This window comes from Acinetobacter sp. LipI_19 (assembly GCF_058242925.1).
Window position 1 is genome coordinate 2,006,479 of the sequence record NZ_JBZAYK010000001.1, and the last position, 17,838, is coordinate 2,024,316.

Consider the following 17,838-nt stretch of genomic DNA (forward strand, 5'->3'; position numbering starts at 1 on the left):
CTTATACTTTTGAAAATTCGATTTTGTTTAGAGTTGCTTTTGCTCGTGCTGCATCATATTTAGATGGCTCTAAATATTCCCCAGCAATTCGCACTGCTTCGATACTGAATACACCACCAAAATAAATTGGAATTTCAATTCCATCAGCTACCATTTGGGTTGCTTGTTGAGTAGTTACATCTTGGCCACATACAACATTCCAAGTTTTTTCATCTGTTGCATGAGTGACAACATTGCTATCAGATAAAATTAACAGATCCCCAGCTTTGTAAGCCGTTGCAGTAGTCACCTTGGCATTTGCACGACGAAGTTTTTCAACATCTAGATTGAATGGGCGTGATTCACGGCTCACGTTTGCTAAGTAGGTTTTATTGCTCATTTATTAAGCCCCTTTATTCTGGCCAGCGAATGCTTGCGCACCAGAAGTAAACTTGTGAGGTTGATCTTGATTAGGTGTACCACTTTGCCCACCAGTAGCTTGATGGCTAAACAAATGAGCTAAATGAGTTGGTACTGTATTGTTTTGCTGTTGGTTTTGGTTTTCAGGTGGCTTTGTTGAGAACTGACGAAGTTGCTTAGCTGCGAAGCCAAACATTGAGTCGTCCATTTCACTATAAGTCTTTAAGTCTTCAGCACTGAAAGTTGTGTTTAACTCAGTTTGAAGCGCAGTAATATCTTCAGTTCGTTTTGCAGCTTTGAACTGTTTCAGTTCGGTCTGCGCTGCATCACGTTCTTGCTCTGCTTTTTGACGAGCAGCTTTTTCCTGTTCTAATTCAGTCACGTTTGTGTCCTCTTGCTTGAATTGATTTGTTTTAGATTGATGGCTTGCTGCCACCGCTGATGTGTTGTCATCCGCACCCAAAGCACAGAAAGACACTTCACGAATACGACCACCTCGAAAAATGGTAATTGGGGCATTTAAGGTTCGGCCATTTACAACGACTTGACCACGCTCCACCTCTTCAATTGATGTTGGATCAATGTAGACTGACATTTGCCAAGGAAAACCCTCATCACTATCACTAGCAACCTGTTGACCATATGCATTGGTTAGTAGGTCTCCACTAACCTTTAAGCCTGATGTATTGTCCTTAGTGAACTGTGTCACCACACCAACACGGCGACCAGTGTCATGATCTAAGAGTGCAGCTAAAGGGGTATCAATCTGCATAGATTCAAGATCAAAAATCACATCACCCCAATAGTAATGCCCTTGAATTGGCTCACCACTGTATGCAGTGCCGTTAAATTTACGCAGGTCACTGGTTTCAGTCTTTACACTAATTTCAAAAGGATTTGCTTTGAATTGCAGGACCTTTTGTTCAATCTGTTTTCCTTCTGGCATTTATCATGCTCCAATAAAAAACCACCGATTAAGGTGGTTTTGAACTTTCAATAATTTAAACACTGTATATTGTATTTTGGGCTATAAATAACCTAGTAGCTTTCTCTTCAGTGCGCTTAAGTATGATTGATTCACTGGTCACATCAACGACTTCTAAATTTAGTTCAGGTGCTAAGAGCGCACCATCCAATCCTTGAATTTTTGATAGATTAATCGCGTGGCCTTTCATATCCAAAATCGTGATCGTTTTACCTGCATTCTCAGCTGTTTTAAACAATGTAGGCGTTTGAATACCAATCACATTTCCCTTTTCCAAGTTGAATGAATCAAAACCTTTAATATTGTTTCCAGTGAGTTTATTTTTAAGATTCTTTGCAAATCCAAGCATTGATTGAAATGAATCATTCATCCAATCCCAAATAGACTTTGATTTTCTATCAATACCTTTCTTGGTTACAGCATCTTTCAATAGTTCTGTCAGATTCTCATCTTCAGTTGCAAGCTCTACAACAAAGCGCGGGGCTGACGGTGCTATATCTTTGCCACTATCAATCACAGTATCTAAAAAATCATCTAAGATTTTTCGGTTTGATTGTTCAAGTGGTTTAAATGAATCAACGATTGCCTTTTCAACATCTTGCTCAAGCAAAGCAGTATTCTTAATATCAAGAATTTCAGATGAGTAAGGTAGATCTAAAAGATTGTCTGCTATTTTTTGATCAAGTACTTCATTTAAATTCGAGCCCCAAGTTGCAGGGTTAAAACTCCAACCTAAATTACGTGCAACCTCTGGTAGATCTTCATCTGAAGTAATACCGTATTTCTCAGCTTGCTTCTTAGTTAAAGCAATCACATGACAACGACACATAAAATCCCACGGCGGGTAATACAACGTCCAAAATGGATCATCTATATGCCTAATGATGTTATTTAGCTTCAAATGAGTTGGCCTTACCCGGCTATCATTAATAGCAACATACATCAAATATGGGCGTGATTCCTTGTTAGCCTGTTGCTGTGCCCATCTTCCATGTGCGTAAGCCATCTGCATGTTAGTACGATAGATATTTGCTAGGTGATGATCTGAGAGTTCAATGCCCTCCTTAGCTATAAGTTTCTTAAACTCATCAAAAGTTGAACCATCTTCAGTTGATTTATTTACCAGCTCCAAAACAGTCTTGATTTGATCGATAGAGGCCAATCGACTTACTGTAGCTGAGTAATGTCTTGTTTTAAGATCTAGCAAGTAGAACTCTTCAGGTAAAACGACATTGCGACTGCGCGCATATTTCAAGGCTTCTACATAATCAGTCATGTCTATTTTCCTTGCCTGGCATGTACATATCCCATCACATCGGACATAAACAACGCTCTCGACATTGTGAGTTCAAAATCATCCACTGATGAACCTTTAGTTGCTGAATACAACTTAGATATCAATTCGCTTGTGTCCGCTGATTCAGATACGATTACTTCAAGTTCTGATTCTGATATAAGAACCTTAGGCTGATTTTTAGCAACCTCCTCAAGTTCAATCTGTTCAGGCTTTAAGTTTTGACTATGAGCTTTAAAATTGAATGAAGTTTTAGGGAGTGCATGGAATTGTTTTACTGATGCCTGCACAGATTCACCTATATCTCCATCCTGTAAGCCGTATTCGCGCTGGAAGTATTGAGGTGTGAGATTAGCCCCCGCATTTTTTAAATGCGCATCACGCTCTGCTTGATCCTTGTTTAGTGGTTTAGGTTTCTCACCTAAAGTTACTTCATACGTACCCCAATTATTCAGCTTACAAAGAGCATTCACTATCGCTTGCAAAGTAGGTGTAATCAAACGCATATCAGATTTTAATTTATCTAACCGAACATTTTCATGCACTTGACCTAATGCGCGACTCCCACCACCATCATTCCCACTAGTCAGGGTTTGCCCCAATACAACTTTTTGAATTTGACGAATCAACTGATTGTTGAATGATTCAAATGCAGCTCCTGCAGATCCACTTGTTCCAGAAGTTCCTAGTACCTGAACATCATCTTGACTATCAATTGAAAGGACGCTTTGAGCATGCGCGTTCAATAAAGCATTATTCATATCATTTGTTGTTGTATCTTTGCTTTTTACCTTACCAAGTAAAATTGGAGTTCCGAACCGCTCTAGGAATTTTGCCCAAAACTTAAAGCCATTTTGCTTAAAGAAGAATAACCAATACAAGGTGGCCAGCAATGCTTTACCATAAGGATATTCATAAGATGCTTTACGACGAGTGAGAAAGAATTTAAAAGTTTGATCAAGTTCTTTCTCACTTATTAAGCCTTCTTGTCGATATATCAAACGCCCATCACTCTTTGGTTCAAACCACTGCATTGGTTTTTCGCCGATCCACTGAATACCTATGTGACCTTCAGGTTTTACTTCATACACTGCTTCCAAAACTGAATAACCAAAAAACAAAGCATTTAAGCCACATGAAACTATTTCAAAGTACCACTCTTTAATAATTTCATTGAGCAATTCAGCTTCTGTTGTATCGTTTGGCTCAACTCGAAAGGGTGCAGCAAGCAAGGCATCTAAGCGTGTTTCAATTGTTTGAGCGATCTCATCATCATCAAGCATAATTTTAAGCTTATGGCGTTGAATACCTGCTTTTCTTAACACTTCGTCCGTATCGGGTTGTCTTCCAAAGTTCACTAAAAACTTAGTTACCGCTTCCTGAGAATACAAATTCCCATAAGACAAAGCCTTTTTTGACGCTTTGTCCTTTTTTGACTTTGTCATATTTGCTACCTATTTATTAAAAAATTCGACTTCCAGCACCTGCAGGTTTTTTACCTTTTCGTCCCTGAACTCCACTAAAGCAGATCATTACACTATCTGCTCGGTTAGGTGATGAAGCGCCATCGGGTTGCTTATTTACTAGAATTTTTCCAGCACCATTTTTGGTGTATGTGGGTTGTGATAACTCAGTAATTAATGCCTCTAACTCAGCCTTTGGTAAATCCTCACTAGATAAAGAAATTATCGAATCAGGATCATATTTCATTCCATTGAGCGCTCTATATGTATTTTGGAATCGCAATCGTAATGACCACCAAGCTTGTGCTTTTAAATTTGCAAAGAAATCTCCATTCTTTCGAGCCTCAACCATCTCTTCATCTGGCTCAAACACAGCACCTGAACCTCTAAACGGATCCGCTTGTATTACTTTGATTCCCTTTGCTTCATTTTGCTCATTAATAACTCTCGAATCACCACGCACACCCGCACCAAGCCCATCAGCATCATAAAGAAACTGGTTTAAATTTCGCTCAATGCTAATATCTATTGTCTTTTGTGTAGTTCCAAAAATATCATCCCCAACACCAGACCATGTATCTAGATATTGCAGCACTACACCATGTCTATCGGCAAACGAGTTCTTATCTTTACCCTCATCAGCTACATCAAGTCCACCAATACGATCTCCTGATGGTCTAATATCCAGTTTTATATGAGCATCAATAGCTGCTTGTACCCATGCACTTGGTATCAAAACACCTTCAACAGAAGCGGCATAGTTAATATCCACCTCTTGAGCAAGGACTACATCATCAAGTGTGGCTAATTGCTTTTCATACCATGGAAAAATCAACTTACCACGCAATTCAACCTGCCAATTTTTATCTGGATTCGCGCGCCAAGGCATAGTAAATATTGAATAACGTCCGCTAAATCGATCTCGATAAAAACGATCACCAATACCATTAGGCGTTGATCCTTTGATATGAACGTTTGTATTTTGCGATATTGCTGCGTCTACCGCTTCTTGACGCTCTACAAATGCCCACTCATCAAGAAAATACATTGTGGTACGTCCACCACGGCCAATGTTGTCTCCCGCCTCACCTGTAATGGTTGCGCCATTATCAGGATTGATGATACGCATATAATTATCATGCACTTTTTCAACAAAGCCCTTTGGCTTCATCCAATCAGGCATTTTACTGAACATATCTCGGATTTTATGAAACAGCGTTTTAGGGTCACCCTTTTTATCGACCAATTCCTCTTTACGGCTACCAACACCGCCAGCGAAACCTTCAACAAATAGCCAACGATGCAAGAAAAATCCCAGAACGACATAGGACATTCCCTCATCACGTGATTTTTCAATCAATCCATGTGTTTGAGTGTTTTCACGTTCAAGCAACCAATCTACAAGTTCAACTTGTTTTGGACGTAACACAAAAGGAAGATTTGCGGGTAACCCGTATGACATACCACGAGGATCATAAGTCCAAATCCAATGATTAAACCAATGCACTGGATCAGTTCGGCATTTATAAAGTTCAGCCTGTTTGCTTAATTCGTTTTGCTCTGTCACCGCTTTATAATAATAACGGCGGCTCATTTCCCCTATCACATCAGGCAAACGTGTATTGATCGTCCAAGTTTTGATTAAGGGTGCAATTTCATCCAGTGCATAAGTCATAACTTACCTGTAATTGCTAAACGTGAAAGTTCTTGCGGGGTCAGTTTTGCGAGTTCTTCGGGTGTGTATTGTGGCAGTACTGGTGCGTGAATATTTTCAGTTTTAATTGCCCCACCGCCTGCGCCAGTTATTTCCACTCGCTTTTCATAAAAGCCCTTAACGATCTTTTGAATTTGATCAATTATCTTGATCGATAAGACAACATTGCCTTTTTTAGAAATTAATAAGTCACTAAGAATTTGCAATTGAACAATGTCATTTGCACCACTAATGTTATGAATTGGCTGCTTTAAATATTCTTCACGTGCCTTAATAAATTCATCTTTAAATTCTTGCCTTAGATCCTTTCCAGCCACTTTGGTTGGATCGTACACTTCAACTTGCTGAGGTGTAACAATCACATTAAGAGTTTCCTTGATATCCCTAACAACTTCAGTGGGTGTCATGAACTGAGCAAGTGACCGAATTATAAAGAGTTGTTCAGCCTTTTTTAGCCTTGCCATAAATCACCTTTCATCAAGGCTCATCAAGGAAACATGACAAAAAAAAGAGCCTATTGGCTCAATTTACTAGACAAGTTCCGCAGCACTTGGAAATATTTAAATCTGATACAAACGGCGGGTTCTTAGCGACTTCTACCATTCGCTTGACGTTCTCGCTTGCTCCCCAGCGTTTGACCACCCCGATAAATTCCTCTACGTCATGGCCAGCTAAATAGTGTTTAGGTAATCCTGTATGATCGCTGTAAAGGATTTCCCCATCCTCATCACGCTCTACACCAATATGGTAAAGCTCATGCTCAATCAAAGCGCAAAATTCACGATCGTTCGCACGTTCACAAAAGCTTGCATCTACTGTAATGAGATATATAGGTACAAATCCAAACCAGTCGCGCATTTGTTGTTCTTGCCGTGCTTTACGCCATCCGCCCTGGTTAAACATCACCTTTTCACATTGTCCTAATACCATCCTTTTTTTAGCAACGGCGGCAGATGAAGCCCAAGCGAATGTTAAGAATGTTTCATCATCATGTAATAGCTCTGCTATGTGATCGTGGTCAGGATTATGTAATGCGCCACCAAGCGTTAGAAAGTTTGTCATCACCCATTCTTTTAGATCCACGGCGGGTGCCAAGCGAATCGCTTCCTCTTCCTCAGCTTGATCAATCAGGTCTGTTGGAGGGAATGGTCTGATCTGTTCCATCATTCACCCATAAAAAAACCCACATTTTGGAGAAAATATGGGTATCAAATTACATAGGCAATTGGGGAATTACCTACACCAACTATACTACTAGGAATTAAACGCACTTGAAATAGCAAATTAAATCATGTAATAAAATTTAACAAAGGATATAAAATATTAATCAAATTTATTACTGACAAATTTTATAACGTAACCAGCTAGGATTTGATCAGGATGAAAGCGCTCAATTTTATAACCCATCTCTTCAGCTAAATCATATTTACTAAATGCATTTGCTGCTTTCTTGCCACCGCGCCCAACAGACCAAGGACTTCCTACAATTTCAATAAGAAGATTTAGCTTCACAATATAAAAATCAAATCGCCAATTTCTTGTTGATTCAAATTGGAATTTACGGCGATACCCTATTAAGCATTCTTCTAATTCTTGAAATAAGGTTTCTTCAGCTTCTAAATATTTTTGTGTTGCCTTAGGTAAAGGTCTTGTTCTTGGTTTTGTTTTAAGTGGCTTCTTTTTAGTAAGGCTGGTGTGTTGGTTGATTTCCATAAATAGCACCCAATAAAAAACCTCCCGAAGGAGGTTTAGTTGTTAACCAACTAACTGCTTACGAAAGGATTTATGGATCATCTCTTTTATGTCATCTTCTAAGTTGGCTTCAAATATAAGAATAATACTTGCAGATTCAAATTCATAAGACGACTTATCATATTCTTGACCAGATAGATAAAGTTCTAGATTCCCGCTATTACTTATATCTGAGAATCCAAATTTATCTCCACAAATATTTAATAAGATATATTGTTTTGATTTCATTATTATCTCTATAATTAATTTAGAAACAATAAATTATCAACTTATCCAAGCAAGATCAATCACTCAACATACTTCTAATAGCTTTTGATCTATCTTTTAACTGACTAATCTTTCGATCAATGACAATCATTTCGTCACGAGTCATAAGGCCACGAGATAAGCTTTGATATTTATTGATCTCAGATTCATATCGCTTGAGATTGCTTAGTGCTTCCTGTCTATCCATTTCACACATCCTTTAGAGTTCTCTCAGCAACACAAAGCGATACATAGCAATTGAATCTTGCCTTACCATTCGCTATGAACTCATCTTTCATTTGATTAAGTGCATCTATCTGTTCTTGGTAAATATTCAAAAGGAATTCATTTATTTCTTCGTCATGTTTGTAATTGGCTAGATCTTGCTTTGCATCTTTAAGTCTTTGATTGATGAAGTGTCTACGAGATTTAATGGAATTATTTTTGTAGAAATCACACTCAAATTCATCAGGTCCAGAGTGATAAATCATTTCAAAGAAGTTCATCCCACTTTCCTCTAGGCATTAAAAAACCCCTTGGGAGGGGCTTAATCTTAAAGATGAAGTGAATAGCTAACTTAATTCTCACATGTGGCGGTTGAATGCGTGTCGTCATATCTCATCAACTCAAATTAAGCCATCAATGCTTTGAACAGTGGTACTGACGTAATACTGCTAGCCTACTGCTTTTTTATTCACTTCTCTTTAAAATCTATAATGGTTTAACCTTCCCACACTTCCGACACTCTCTCACTGTAAAGAAATCTGAATATTCCCATACGTGACGGCAGAAGATTTGTTTTATTTGGAGCATGTTGTTCTCCTTGGAATTAAAAAGGACGTGGTGATCTGCCACATCCTTGCCTTAGATTACGATATTGATCAGCTCGGCAACTGATCTACCGCTACTCAACACGACAAACTTCTCAAAGTTAGCTATTGATTTGCTCTGTGTCTTTCAATTCCATTGGTCGGGGAGTCACCCACAATTTAAGGCTCTGAGGCTAACTCAATGTGTGACGAAATCACATTGGATTCAAACCGATTTATACGGCTGGTTTCTGCATCCCACCGTTTGCGCTTATAGCTGACCTATGCATTACATAGACCAGCGTCACAAATCAAAATCGCCCTTGGTTCAGGTGGCGCACTACCCTCAAGCATATGCTGGCATGACGAATCTCCCAATCATGTTACTTGTGCACGTCACAAGCACCTTTATGAAATTTTAGACAAAAAAATACCCACTTCATTTAGAGGAAAGTGGGTATATGAAATTTAAACTGTCTTGGTCTCGGATGAACCGTAATACGACCAGTATATAAAAACTATACCTTAGTTATCATTTAAATGATAGCCCTATGCTTTTAAATCTTTGTAAGTATTTTTTCTATACTTTTCAATTGCATCTGAGGCACATTTGATTGATGTCTCTAATGCAATAATCATCATGTTTTCGTATTGCTTCCATGTTAAACGATATGAATTTTGAGTCATCTGCCAAGAGCGAATCCCTGCATAATACAAACGCCCTTGAGCAGTAAAGTTATTCTCAAGCTCAGGATCTATTGAGAAATCAATTACCATTCGAGCAATCAACACTGCCAAATAATCTAATTGAATCCCCTCTGGTTCTCGACGCTTATCACTCAATGCATTTGCAATCATGATTTTTGCTAAATGATTCTGGACAAACTCAAAATCACTCTTACTGTTTTGTCCAAAAATGATCACCGAAGTAATCGACTTCTCCAACTGGGTTTCCATTGACGCAATAGCACCCAAGCGATCTTGATAGTCCAAAGGTTTCTCTCCTGTGCCTTTTGTCTCATCATTGAATTGCGGTGACTTAGCAGTGATGCCATGAGTCAACCACTCGAATTGTTCAAACTTCTCTGCTACTGCGTTCATAATTGCCCCTTAAACCTTACTCAAATCTAAAATCGTCATCGTTCCCCAGTGAACCGCACCAGTATCAATCCAGTAGCAGTTATCGCGCTTGCATGGCTTCTGGGTAACCGTATGCCCCATGATTACCGCATCAATCCCTGATACATGGGTATATTGCGGATTATCATCATTCAGGCGCTCGCGGCCCCACATGGCTAATTCTGTTGGGAATCGCTTGTGATCAATAATGTGCTGAGCTTTATCAAAATTATTAAGCTCATCCTTAAACTCATCCCAGTCATTCTGCTCAATATGACCATGTACGAAGCCGTATTTCTTTCCATGATTAGTGACTTCTAGTGCGATCGGTAATACTGAAAATCTTTTAGCAATTTGGTATTGGTCCTGAACGCTTAACTCATAGAACCATTCTCCACCATTGGAAATATGACAGCGCTTAGATGGGTAATCAGATCGGCCCCAAATACACAAATCCTCATGATTCCCACGAACCGAAGTGAACCAGTCTTCATTCAATAGATCCACACACTCTAAGTTTTGAATGCCTCGATCCACCAAATCACCTACCGCAACCAACAAATCATTTTCAAAATCAAAACCAATTTCATTTAAACGATTCATCAGCAAGTTGTAGCATCCATGAATATCACCGACAGCATAGAGCTTGCCTTTGATCTCTTTGTCCCAAACTTTGACTAAGCTCATACCTTCACCTTCTTAATCGCTTCTTCAATCCAACCAACAACAATCCCTTTCTTAACCTGTTCTGTAGTACCTCGAATCACTACCCAACCAAGAATTGCCGCTGCACTGTATTTCTCACAATCTGCTGAATACCCTTTGCCACGAGTATGCCGACCACCTGAGAACACGCCTCCCTCTACTTCAACTAAGATCGGATAGCCCTCAATGCGAAAATCAGCTTTCCACTTCCGCTCAGGATGAAATTTAAACTCTTGCACATATTCGATTTTTAAAGCGTCTAGGTGACGGCATAAGAGCCGTTCACCTAGTGATGGTTCATGTTTTTGTCTAGGCTTGAGGACTGACCTAGCCACTGGCTTGCTCTACGTTTGCCACCCTTTAGGAATTTGCATTGTTGTCACCCATTAACTTAATTGTTTTTAATAAGGCTCTTTTTTCATTTCTAAGATCAGAATTTTCATTACTGATTTTTGAGTAGTTATCAATCCATTCTTGAGTTCGTTCTAAATAGTGCTTCTTGTAATAATTCTGAGCTTTCTTTTCAGCTTTGCGTTTTGCTAAGCGAACCTTTGGATGCCAATCAAATTCATTGTTATCACAATAGCCACGCATAAAACTTACTAGATCACTACCACCTCGAAACTTACAGATCTTAATAAACCCAAACTCAAAAACAGTTATTGGTGATCGTGTTGGATCTCCAAACTCCCACCGACGCTTTAAACCAAAGCCACATAAGCGAAATTCAATTGTGATCATTGCTCACCTCGCAGGGCTTTACCAATTCGATCCGCATATTGAAAAACCTCTTTGGGAGCAATCATTGCGCAACCTAAAACATGCTCAACCGCATCAACTTTTGCTTGTAGCTCTTCAATCTGCTTGTCTTTCTCACCCAATTCATCTTTCAAAGGTTTTGCAATGTCTTGAAAATATGTACCCAACTTAATGGCTTCTAACCATTCCTTTGTGCGCTCATCTAGAACACCCTTTAATCTCTCAATCTCTTCTTTCGCAACGTCAAGATGAATTTCTGAGTCGAGAGTTAAAAGTTTTTGTTGGTCAATTTCGACTTGTCGGGATTGCCACACTTCCCATTTAAACTGAGTGTGATCACTCTTGTACCGCTGTTCATTTTCAAGCCAGTCAAACTTGTCAAAATTAATATTTCTTTTAGCCCAAAGCTCTCTTACCGACTTTTCATACGCTTCTCTGCACTTATCCATGACGTTCTGCCTCCAAACGGTGACCGGCTTTGATTTCTTCGGGCGTGGCGTGTCTGAAATTAATCTTATGTCCAAAAGAATATTTGATTGAATCCCTCACAAAAGCTCTAATAAAATCTTCATGAAACATTTGAATTTTAAGAACTCTATTCTGTGAGTGACTCTGATTTAAAACCACCAAATCCCCCACCTTAAACTCTTGACTGTCATGCTCTGCAATGGCGGTGCGGAGGTCGTTTAAATCCAAAGCTAAATCCATAGGATCTACTTTTCCGAAATACTCAAGCCACTGGTTATATCCATTACTCCATTTAAACCACTTGCCATCATCTCTTTTAGCGAAATACATAACGTCTTCAAGGCAAGGAATACATACTTCTGCGCGCCCAGGCGCACCCTCTACAATCTCTCTCATCTGCTCAATTGTCAGGTTGTTTATAGTTGTCATAGTGTCACCACTGAGTTCATATCACTGATTAACTGCTTTGCTTGCAAAGTGAGTGAAAAGCCTTGAGGAAATTCACCATCGCCCCGTACCAATCCCCACTCTTCTAAATGCTTCATATATCTCTGAACACTACGTTTTGTTATGCCCATTTTCGGCTCAATAACTGCATGAATTTGTGCTACTGATACACGCCCTTTAGTCATAGCAAGCTGGCGCATAATCATTAGGTTTGTATATGTTCTATCTGCTTCTTTTCTCACACCCCACCCCCTACGCTTTCCACGTCTCGAATGGCTTGAGCTAATCCCTTAAAACCAAAACCCAATTCATTTGCCCAAAGCTCATCTTCTTTGGCATTTTCCAAACCACCATGCTTTTCCACCAACTCATAAGACTCGACTAGACGTTTTAGGTCTTTGCGCCTACAAATAATAAAACCAGAATCAATATCAAAAGCTCTAGAAAACTCAGTGATAGACAGCCACACTGCTTTTTTTGATCTTTCCCACCCAAACTTTTTCACAAACTCAACCGCATTCATACCAGCTCCCCCATGAAACCAACCTGAGCTTTCATTTTTGCTTTAAGTGCAGACCTCTGATTACTAATCGCTTTCGCTTCTTTGCAAAATTCACAACGGCATTTGTGTTTTTGTATGCGTAAACAGTACCGTGATTAATTATTGGTTGGTACTTCAAGCCTTCTAATTCTTCGCACCAGTCCATCGTGTATTGATCTCTCATGACAACCCTCCAATACGGCACATGAATTCAATCTCAATACCGCCATAGCTTGGTTTATCAAATGTTTTAAGCTCTTTGCGAATAACAGATTCAATATGCTTTCTTGTTTTAGTGTTGAATTTGAATGCACGTTTCAAAAGCAATTGACCATTGTTGTTAGCCATTACTGTGAACTGCATTTGTTGTTCATTAATTTCAGTTACTTGTACTTGAACGCTCATACCAACTCCCCTTGCATCCGTTGATCATCCCAATTGCACTCAACCAAAGTCAGTCCATCGTGTTGAAAGCGTGACCAAAGACGATCACCCATATCTTTTTTCAGGTGCTCAAGTGTAAAATTTGAAATCAACATGGTTGGTTTTTTTAAGTCATATCGCTCAGTCAAAACCTTGTGTACTAGTTCTGTACGTTTATCGCGGTCATGCAATCCGTATTCATCAACAATCAGCAATTCATACTGCGCGAGATCATAAATTACAGAATCTTCAGATTGATCTTTGGTATCGCGGTCCCAAGCCTTCATGATTCGGTTTGCAATTTCCTCACTGGTGATGTAACGAGCCTTCAAACCGTTTTTTAAGAGGGTTTTAGCAACACCACATGCAAGGTGTGTTTTACCAGTACCTGTTGATCCAACCATGATCAAATTACCGCGCAAGTTCTTAATAATTTGCTGGGTGTAAATCACACAGGTTTGTAAGGTGTGAGCCTGTCTTTGCGTTTTGGTCAAATAATTCGATAGAGTTGATTTAGCATGTCTTTCAGGAATCATTGCCCCTTCGATGTGTTTTTTGCACACAACCTTGTTCACTTCATCTTGTCGATTTGCATTGTTAGAATTCACCAGAGCTATCGCGCATTTCGGACAAATTAATTCAGGACCTGCTTGAACTTTTGCCACTCCATGCTCAAGACATGCAATTTCAGACTTCAGGAATTTTTTTGAAATCATTGTCATTGTGTTCATACGAAGCCCTCAGGAATATCAACAGTTCCGTAAAACGGTTCATCTGATTGCGGTTGATTAGCCCACGCATCGTTCACATTGCGGTTGTTGTTCGTCGATGGGTTGTTTGACTGGAATTGCTGTTTCGGCTGGAAAACACCCTGGTAATTTCCAATGATTGAGTTTTCTAGGGATTGGTTAGCAAGTGGGCCGAATGATTCAAGTTTTTTCAGAATGAGTTTTACGGCGTTTACAGTGAGTGGTTTTTTGTTTCCAACTCGCATATCAACAAATTGGTTCCACAAGTTACGATCTACCGAGTTTGGTAATTCAATGGATTTAGCATCAAAAATATTTTGCTCAGGTTGTTTTGGTTTTTCAGAACCAGTCGAACTTTTTTTATTTATTTTTTTATTACTTTGAGAGTTGTTTTTGATAGTGATACTTTGTGTGTTAAAAATTTTTACTAGCAGTAGTAAAATATTTTTACTAGCATAGTTAAATTTTTTTACTAGCAGCGGTAAAGAATTTTTACTAGGTTTGGTTGTATTTTTAGCTAGTAAAATATTTTTACTAGGGAATTTCAACGTAAAACCGACGCTAGTTTCATCACCTAATTTGAATGAATTTCCATGAATTGTGCTAGGTTGTTCCACGACCAAGCCTGCCTGAATAAGTTCATTAAGGCACTTCACTACAGTTGGTCTACTTTTACCTGTTATCTCTTCAAATTGACTTAAAGAAATAGAGTCGGTTTCTTTATTCCATCCGCGTGTTTTACGGCAAATCACAAGATACAACTTGCATGCTGCATCTGATATTTTACCCAGCACATCGTCAACAAAAGCGTTGGGAACTTGGAAAGAGTTTGGTACGAATTTACTCATGCTCTCCCCCACTCAACTTCACCAACCCACGCTTTTCCAACTGACGAATGATTCTAGGCTCGACAAATTCGTTGTTGATCCTGTAACGTGTTCTTGATTTTTCTTTGACTTGAATTAGATGCACACCCTCTTGCATCAAGCGGCGCACAACAATAGCTTGCCCCCCCATTTGCGTTGTATGCTCGATGAGGTAATAAGCCTCTTGAGCTGCGATTGCTTCATTCATTTTTGAAAGAGGCATTGCCGCAAGCTCAGTAGCTGTATAAATCCTTACCGGCTCAAGCAAAGGGATTACCGCCTCAATTGGAGCTTTTGAGACAGAAACATCTTGTTTTCGTTTTGCCGAATATCTCATTTAGCACCACCTTTAGGTTTTACATACCCACCAAAAGAAATGACCCGATCAGCTCTTATCAAACTTGTGATAACTTGACTGGCCAACCAAATTGTAATTTTGAATCGGTATGCCATTTTTTGTGACAGCTCCTCTTTTGTAACTGCCGCATTTTCTTCGTTGTAACCACGCATTCTTAAATTATTTTTCTTGATCTCATGCAAGCTTTCTAATAGCTCTAATGTTGGCTCATAAAATGATTGAATCTGCTGAGATTGCTTGTGATCAGGTATTGTTTGGAAGCGACTATTCATGAAACCTCCGCAATTGCTTGTTCAGCTTCAGTTAAACGGCGGTTAGCTTGAATTTCTGCTGTTGTGGCTGGGCGAATACCAGCGCCATTTGCGAATCGTCCTTTTGAGTCACTAACAATGATTCGATCAGGAAAAACACCAACAACCGTTCGTAATTCAGCTGTCATTTGAGGTTCTAAATAAACAACAACATCACCAGGTAAATATTCCTGATTCAAAGTTTTCACATAAGCCTCATCGGGTGCTACACCCAATTGGAACTCTCGATCTTCAATTTGTTGCACCAAGCAAGTTTTACATTGCTCGCCTTTAAATTCTGTGCACTTGTTAGCGCATGGATGTTTTGGTATATTTGGTTTCATTCGATACTCCATTAGTCGTTTAATGTTATTGAATACGCGGTGAATTACACGAAGCCTGACCTAAACCATCAGGCTTTTTCTATTTCTGTACCTGATGTGTACTTCTTCATTTGCTTTAATGCTGCTTGATCTACAGCGGTCGCTAATTCAATTAGATGCAATGTCAGTTGATGAATCTCTTCATATTCCTGTGGTGTCACAACACCATCTTCATAAGCTTCATACACAGCTTTGTTAGTCTTTCCTGACTTAATGTTGTGCTGCATCATTGCCTCAAAGATCGACAACTCATGATGCTTACTGCGGTCACATGTCACAGGAACTAATGCATAGCCAAGTTCATGCGCCCATATTTTCAAAAGAGCTGGGTTTTGTGTGTAGTAAAGAATTGCCTCAAGCTTTTTTATGCTTGGTAAGTGATTTGGCATGTTGATATTCGCGTAATTGCAAATAGTGTTGTGCGAATCTCCAAGTACCTGCGCAATATCCTTAGGCGTAAAGCCTGGTGTATTACTTATCATTTGCCAAATTGCGTTTTGAGCTTCTCGGCTTAAATTGATTTCCATATGTGAATCCTTGTATTTCTTCACGTTTATTTAAGATTTTGGTTAATAGATAATTAACTAAGCGCTAAGTTTCTGGTCTCTTAAGTAATTGAAATCAGCTTCAGGGCAAAGCAAATCGCAAGAAACTAAACCATTGCTTTCTTTATCAATTTTTATTGCTAGTGAAGCACTACATTTGCTATTTCCATACATAATTTGATTTAAGTAACCAACTGTCGTTGAGCACTGTTTTGCAAAATCATCTTTTTCTTGAATGGTAAGGCTAGTTAAAAATGATTTGAGTTGGTGGGTATTGCTAGAAGACATGCTGAATCTCCTTATTAGTGATATTTAGTAAATACTAATTTTAATCACTAAATATGTCAACAGATATTTAGCAAACACGAATTTACTTTTTACTAAAAACTATATGAAATACTAAATATGGATAAAATTGCTTTAAGACGCATAAATTTGCGCACAGCTATTAATGCTGTTAATGAATCGAAAGGTTTTAAGTCTGATGTTGCTTTCTGTGAACACTATGATTTAAATCCAAGCCACATCTCTCAACTTCTTAATGGTCATGGAAGTTTTGGAGAAAAAGCCGCACGTAACTTGGAGCGTAAAGTTGGCTGGGAAGATGGTTTACTTGACAGGGAATTAAATACCACAAGTGAAACACCTGCTCAGTTCAAAAAACTTAATATTGAAGCTTTCAAAAAGCAATACAACATAACAGATGGAGATGATGCTGTTAGATTTACCAATGCACCTGAATTACCACTTTTGAATCGAAAGAGATGGGTTCCAGTTAAGGCCTACAGCAAAATGGGCATGGATGGCTTTTTCACAGATATGGGTTATGAAGGCAATGGTGGAGATGGATACATTCCAACCCGCTCCATGAACGATAGAACTTATGGGATAAAAGGAACTGGTGATTCTATGTACCCTGCTATCCGTAATGGATGGTATGTAGTTTGTGATCCAGATGCAGAATTAACCCCAACTGAATTTGTCCAAGTTTGCTTAAAAGATGGTCGTTGCACGATTAAAGAATTGATTGGTATTAATAACAATGTCCTAAATTTACTTGCTGTAAATGGTGGGGAAAGAATTACATTTGATATGGATGATGTAGAAAGCATTACTGCGATTATTGAAATCATCCCACCAAGTCAACATAAGCAAGAGCATCCAGATTCTACATAAATAAAGAGAACACTATGATCGCAACACTTAATAAATCCAAAACTGCTCTAACAATTAATCGTCAAGAATTTAAATTAGCTTTAGCTAAAATGGGCGAAGGTATTGAAAAGCAGATCGCCTCACTTAAAAAAGCAAAGCAAAGCTATGATCCTGCTGAAATTGCACAAGAAGTCATTATTGAAGCAAATATCTTTGAAGCCATTATTGAAGGATTTAACGAAGCAGAAGAAACCAATCTAAAACTAACTGACATAACCAATCTTGAAGTGGCACAAGGGTGGGTGGATGAGTTTTTAGAGAAGTATTCAGAAGCTTAATAAGCCAAAAGCAATTTTTATAAGAAGAAT

The 17,838-nt window shown here is 38.9% G+C and carries 29 protein-coding genes; 2 read left to right on the forward strand and 27 right to left on the reverse strand.

What is annotated here, in order from left to right; genetic code table 11:
* Position 1: 1 nt before the first annotated feature.
* From AC4CVF_RS09805 to AC4CVF_RS09935, 27 genes are all read right to left on the reverse strand, one after another.
* Entirely contained in the window at positions 2-379 is a 378-nt protein-coding gene (locus tag AC4CVF_RS09805; RefSeq protein ID WP_490789312.1) for a hypothetical protein, read from the reverse strand.
* A 3-nt stretch (positions 380-382) separates the two neighbouring features.
* Positions 383-1,345: a hypothetical protein gene (locus AC4CVF_RS09810; RefSeq protein ID WP_490789313.1), complete on the reverse strand. Its 963-nt coding sequence runs from the start codon at positions 1,343-1,345 to the stop codon at positions 383-385.
* A 55-nt stretch (positions 1,346-1,400) separates the two neighbouring features.
* Positions 1,401-2,660, reverse strand: coding sequence for a phage head morphogenesis protein (locus tag AC4CVF_RS09815; protein ID WP_490789314.1), 1,260 nt, complete (start codon positions 2,658-2,660; stop codon positions 1,401-1,403).
* Between the two features lie 2 nt (positions 2,661-2,662).
* Complete coding sequence (locus AC4CVF_RS09820; RefSeq protein ID WP_490789315.1) at positions 2,663-4,123, reverse strand: phage portal protein family protein; 1,461 nt, start codon at positions 4,121-4,123, stop codon at positions 2,663-2,665.
* Positions 4,124-4,139: 16 nt separating this feature from the next.
* On the reverse strand, positions 4,140-5,816 hold the full coding sequence (locus AC4CVF_RS09825) for a terminase large subunit (protein ID WP_490789316.1): 1,677 nt from the start codon (positions 5,814-5,816) through the stop codon (positions 4,140-4,142).
* Positions 5,813-6,319: a DUF2280 domain-containing protein gene (locus tag AC4CVF_RS09830; RefSeq protein ID WP_270386930.1), complete on the reverse strand. Its 507-nt coding sequence runs from the start codon at positions 6,317-6,319 to the stop codon at positions 5,813-5,815. Before AC4CVF_RS09830 ends, AC4CVF_RS09825 begins: the two co-directional genes overlap by 4 nt.
* Positions 6,320-6,377: 58 nt before the next feature.
* Positions 6,378-7,019, reverse strand: coding sequence for a putative metallopeptidase (locus AC4CVF_RS09835; RefSeq protein ID WP_490789317.1), 642 nt, complete (start codon positions 7,017-7,019; stop codon positions 6,378-6,380).
* A 159-nt stretch (positions 7,020-7,178) separates the two neighbouring features.
* A complete protein-coding gene (locus tag AC4CVF_RS09840; protein ID WP_490789318.1) occupies positions 7,179-7,568 on the reverse strand; it encodes a PDDEXK family nuclease in 390 nt (129 codons plus the stop codon).
* A gap of 42 nt (positions 7,569-7,610) precedes the next feature.
* Positions 7,611-7,835 carry a hypothetical protein gene (locus AC4CVF_RS09845; RefSeq protein WP_004824747.1) on the reverse strand — a complete coding sequence of 75 codons (225 nt, stop codon included), beginning with the start codon at positions 7,833-7,835 and terminating at the stop codon, positions 7,611-7,613.
* Positions 7,836-7,890: 55 nt separating this feature from the next.
* Positions 7,891-8,061: a hypothetical protein gene (locus tag AC4CVF_RS09850; protein ID WP_490789319.1), complete on the reverse strand. Its 171-nt coding sequence runs from the start codon at positions 8,059-8,061 to the stop codon at positions 7,891-7,893.
* 1 nt (position 8,062) lies between these two features.
* Positions 8,063-8,359, reverse strand: a complete 297-nt coding sequence (locus AC4CVF_RS09855; protein ID WP_490789320.1) for a hypothetical protein — start codon at positions 8,357-8,359, stop codon at positions 8,063-8,065.
* 852 nt (positions 8,360-9,211) lie between these two features.
* A complete protein-coding gene (locus tag AC4CVF_RS09860; protein ID WP_239046280.1) occupies positions 9,212-9,763 on the reverse strand; it encodes a hypothetical protein in 552 nt (183 codons plus the stop codon).
* A 9-nt stretch (positions 9,764-9,772) separates the two neighbouring features.
* Entirely contained in the window at positions 9,773-10,468 is a 696-nt protein-coding gene (locus tag AC4CVF_RS09865; protein WP_490789321.1) for a metallophosphoesterase, read from the reverse strand.
* Complete coding sequence (locus AC4CVF_RS09870; RefSeq protein WP_490789322.1) at positions 10,465-10,821, reverse strand: hypothetical protein; 357 nt, start codon at positions 10,819-10,821, stop codon at positions 10,465-10,467. The genes AC4CVF_RS09865 and AC4CVF_RS09870 overlap by 4 nt, the downstream gene beginning before the upstream one ends.
* Positions 10,822-10,846: 25 nt before the next feature.
* Complete coding sequence (locus tag AC4CVF_RS09875; protein WP_490789323.1) at positions 10,847-11,227, reverse strand: hypothetical protein; 381 nt, start codon at positions 11,225-11,227, stop codon at positions 10,847-10,849.
* A complete protein-coding gene (locus AC4CVF_RS09880; protein ID WP_490789324.1) occupies positions 11,224-11,694 on the reverse strand; it encodes a hypothetical protein in 471 nt (156 codons plus the stop codon). Before AC4CVF_RS09880 ends, AC4CVF_RS09875 begins: the two co-directional genes overlap by 4 nt.
* Complete coding sequence (locus tag AC4CVF_RS09885) at positions 11,687-12,142, reverse strand: hypothetical protein (RefSeq protein WP_490789325.1); 456 nt, start codon at positions 12,140-12,142, stop codon at positions 11,687-11,689. Before AC4CVF_RS09885 ends, AC4CVF_RS09880 begins: the two co-directional genes overlap by 8 nt.
* Positions 12,139-12,402 (reverse strand): hypothetical protein, encoded by a 264-nt coding sequence (locus AC4CVF_RS09890; protein ID WP_490789326.1) that lies wholly within the window; start codon positions 12,400-12,402, stop codon positions 12,139-12,141. Before AC4CVF_RS09890 ends, AC4CVF_RS09885 begins: the two co-directional genes overlap by 4 nt.
* Positions 12,399-12,683: a hypothetical protein gene (locus AC4CVF_RS09895; protein WP_419305018.1), complete on the reverse strand. Its 285-nt coding sequence runs from the start codon at positions 12,681-12,683 to the stop codon at positions 12,399-12,401. Before AC4CVF_RS09895 ends, AC4CVF_RS09890 begins: the two co-directional genes overlap by 4 nt.
* A gap of 198 nt (positions 12,684-12,881) precedes the next feature.
* Complete coding sequence (locus tag AC4CVF_RS09900) at positions 12,882-13,106, reverse strand: hypothetical protein (protein WP_419820061.1); 225 nt, start codon at positions 13,104-13,106, stop codon at positions 12,882-12,884.
* Positions 13,103-13,855 (reverse strand): ATP-binding protein, encoded by a 753-nt coding sequence (locus AC4CVF_RS09905; protein ID WP_490789327.1) that lies wholly within the window; start codon positions 13,853-13,855, stop codon positions 13,103-13,105. Before AC4CVF_RS09905 ends, AC4CVF_RS09900 begins: the two co-directional genes overlap by 4 nt.
* Positions 13,852-14,721 carry a phage replication initiator YdaU family protein gene (locus tag AC4CVF_RS09910; protein WP_490789328.1) on the reverse strand — a complete coding sequence of 290 codons (870 nt, stop codon included), beginning with the start codon at positions 14,719-14,721 and terminating at the stop codon, positions 13,852-13,854. Before AC4CVF_RS09910 ends, AC4CVF_RS09905 begins: the two co-directional genes overlap by 4 nt.
* Positions 14,714-15,076 (reverse strand): hypothetical protein, encoded by a 363-nt coding sequence (locus tag AC4CVF_RS09915; protein ID WP_490789329.1) that lies wholly within the window; start codon positions 15,074-15,076, stop codon positions 14,714-14,716. The genes AC4CVF_RS09910 and AC4CVF_RS09915 overlap by 8 nt, the downstream gene beginning before the upstream one ends.
* Positions 15,073-15,369 (reverse strand): hypothetical protein, encoded by a 297-nt coding sequence (locus tag AC4CVF_RS09920; protein ID WP_004820837.1) that lies wholly within the window; start codon positions 15,367-15,369, stop codon positions 15,073-15,075. Before AC4CVF_RS09920 ends, AC4CVF_RS09915 begins: the two co-directional genes overlap by 4 nt.
* Positions 15,366-15,731, reverse strand: coding sequence for a hypothetical protein (locus AC4CVF_RS09925; protein WP_490789330.1), 366 nt, complete (start codon positions 15,729-15,731; stop codon positions 15,366-15,368). Before AC4CVF_RS09925 ends, AC4CVF_RS09920 begins: the two co-directional genes overlap by 4 nt.
* A gap of 68 nt (positions 15,732-15,799) precedes the next feature.
* Entirely contained in the window at positions 15,800-16,297 is a 498-nt protein-coding gene (locus AC4CVF_RS09930; RefSeq protein WP_056517834.1) for a phage regulatory CII family protein, read from the reverse strand.
* A 57-nt stretch (positions 16,298-16,354) separates the two neighbouring features.
* Positions 16,355-16,603, reverse strand: coding sequence for a hypothetical protein (locus AC4CVF_RS09935; RefSeq protein ID WP_056517835.1), 249 nt, complete (start codon positions 16,601-16,603; stop codon positions 16,355-16,357).
* 117 nt (positions 16,604-16,720) lie between these two features.
* Here AC4CVF_RS09935 and AC4CVF_RS09940 point away from each other — a divergent pair, with 117 nt between their 5' ends.
* Complete coding sequence (locus tag AC4CVF_RS09940; protein WP_490789331.1) at positions 16,721-17,491, forward strand: S24 family peptidase; 771 nt, start codon at positions 16,721-16,723, stop codon at positions 17,489-17,491.
* A gap of 14 nt (positions 17,492-17,505) precedes the next feature.
* On the forward strand, positions 17,506-17,808 hold the full coding sequence (locus AC4CVF_RS09945) for a hypothetical protein (RefSeq protein WP_490789332.1): 303 nt from the start codon (positions 17,506-17,508) through the stop codon (positions 17,806-17,808).
* Positions 17,809-17,838 lie beyond the last annotated feature (30 nt).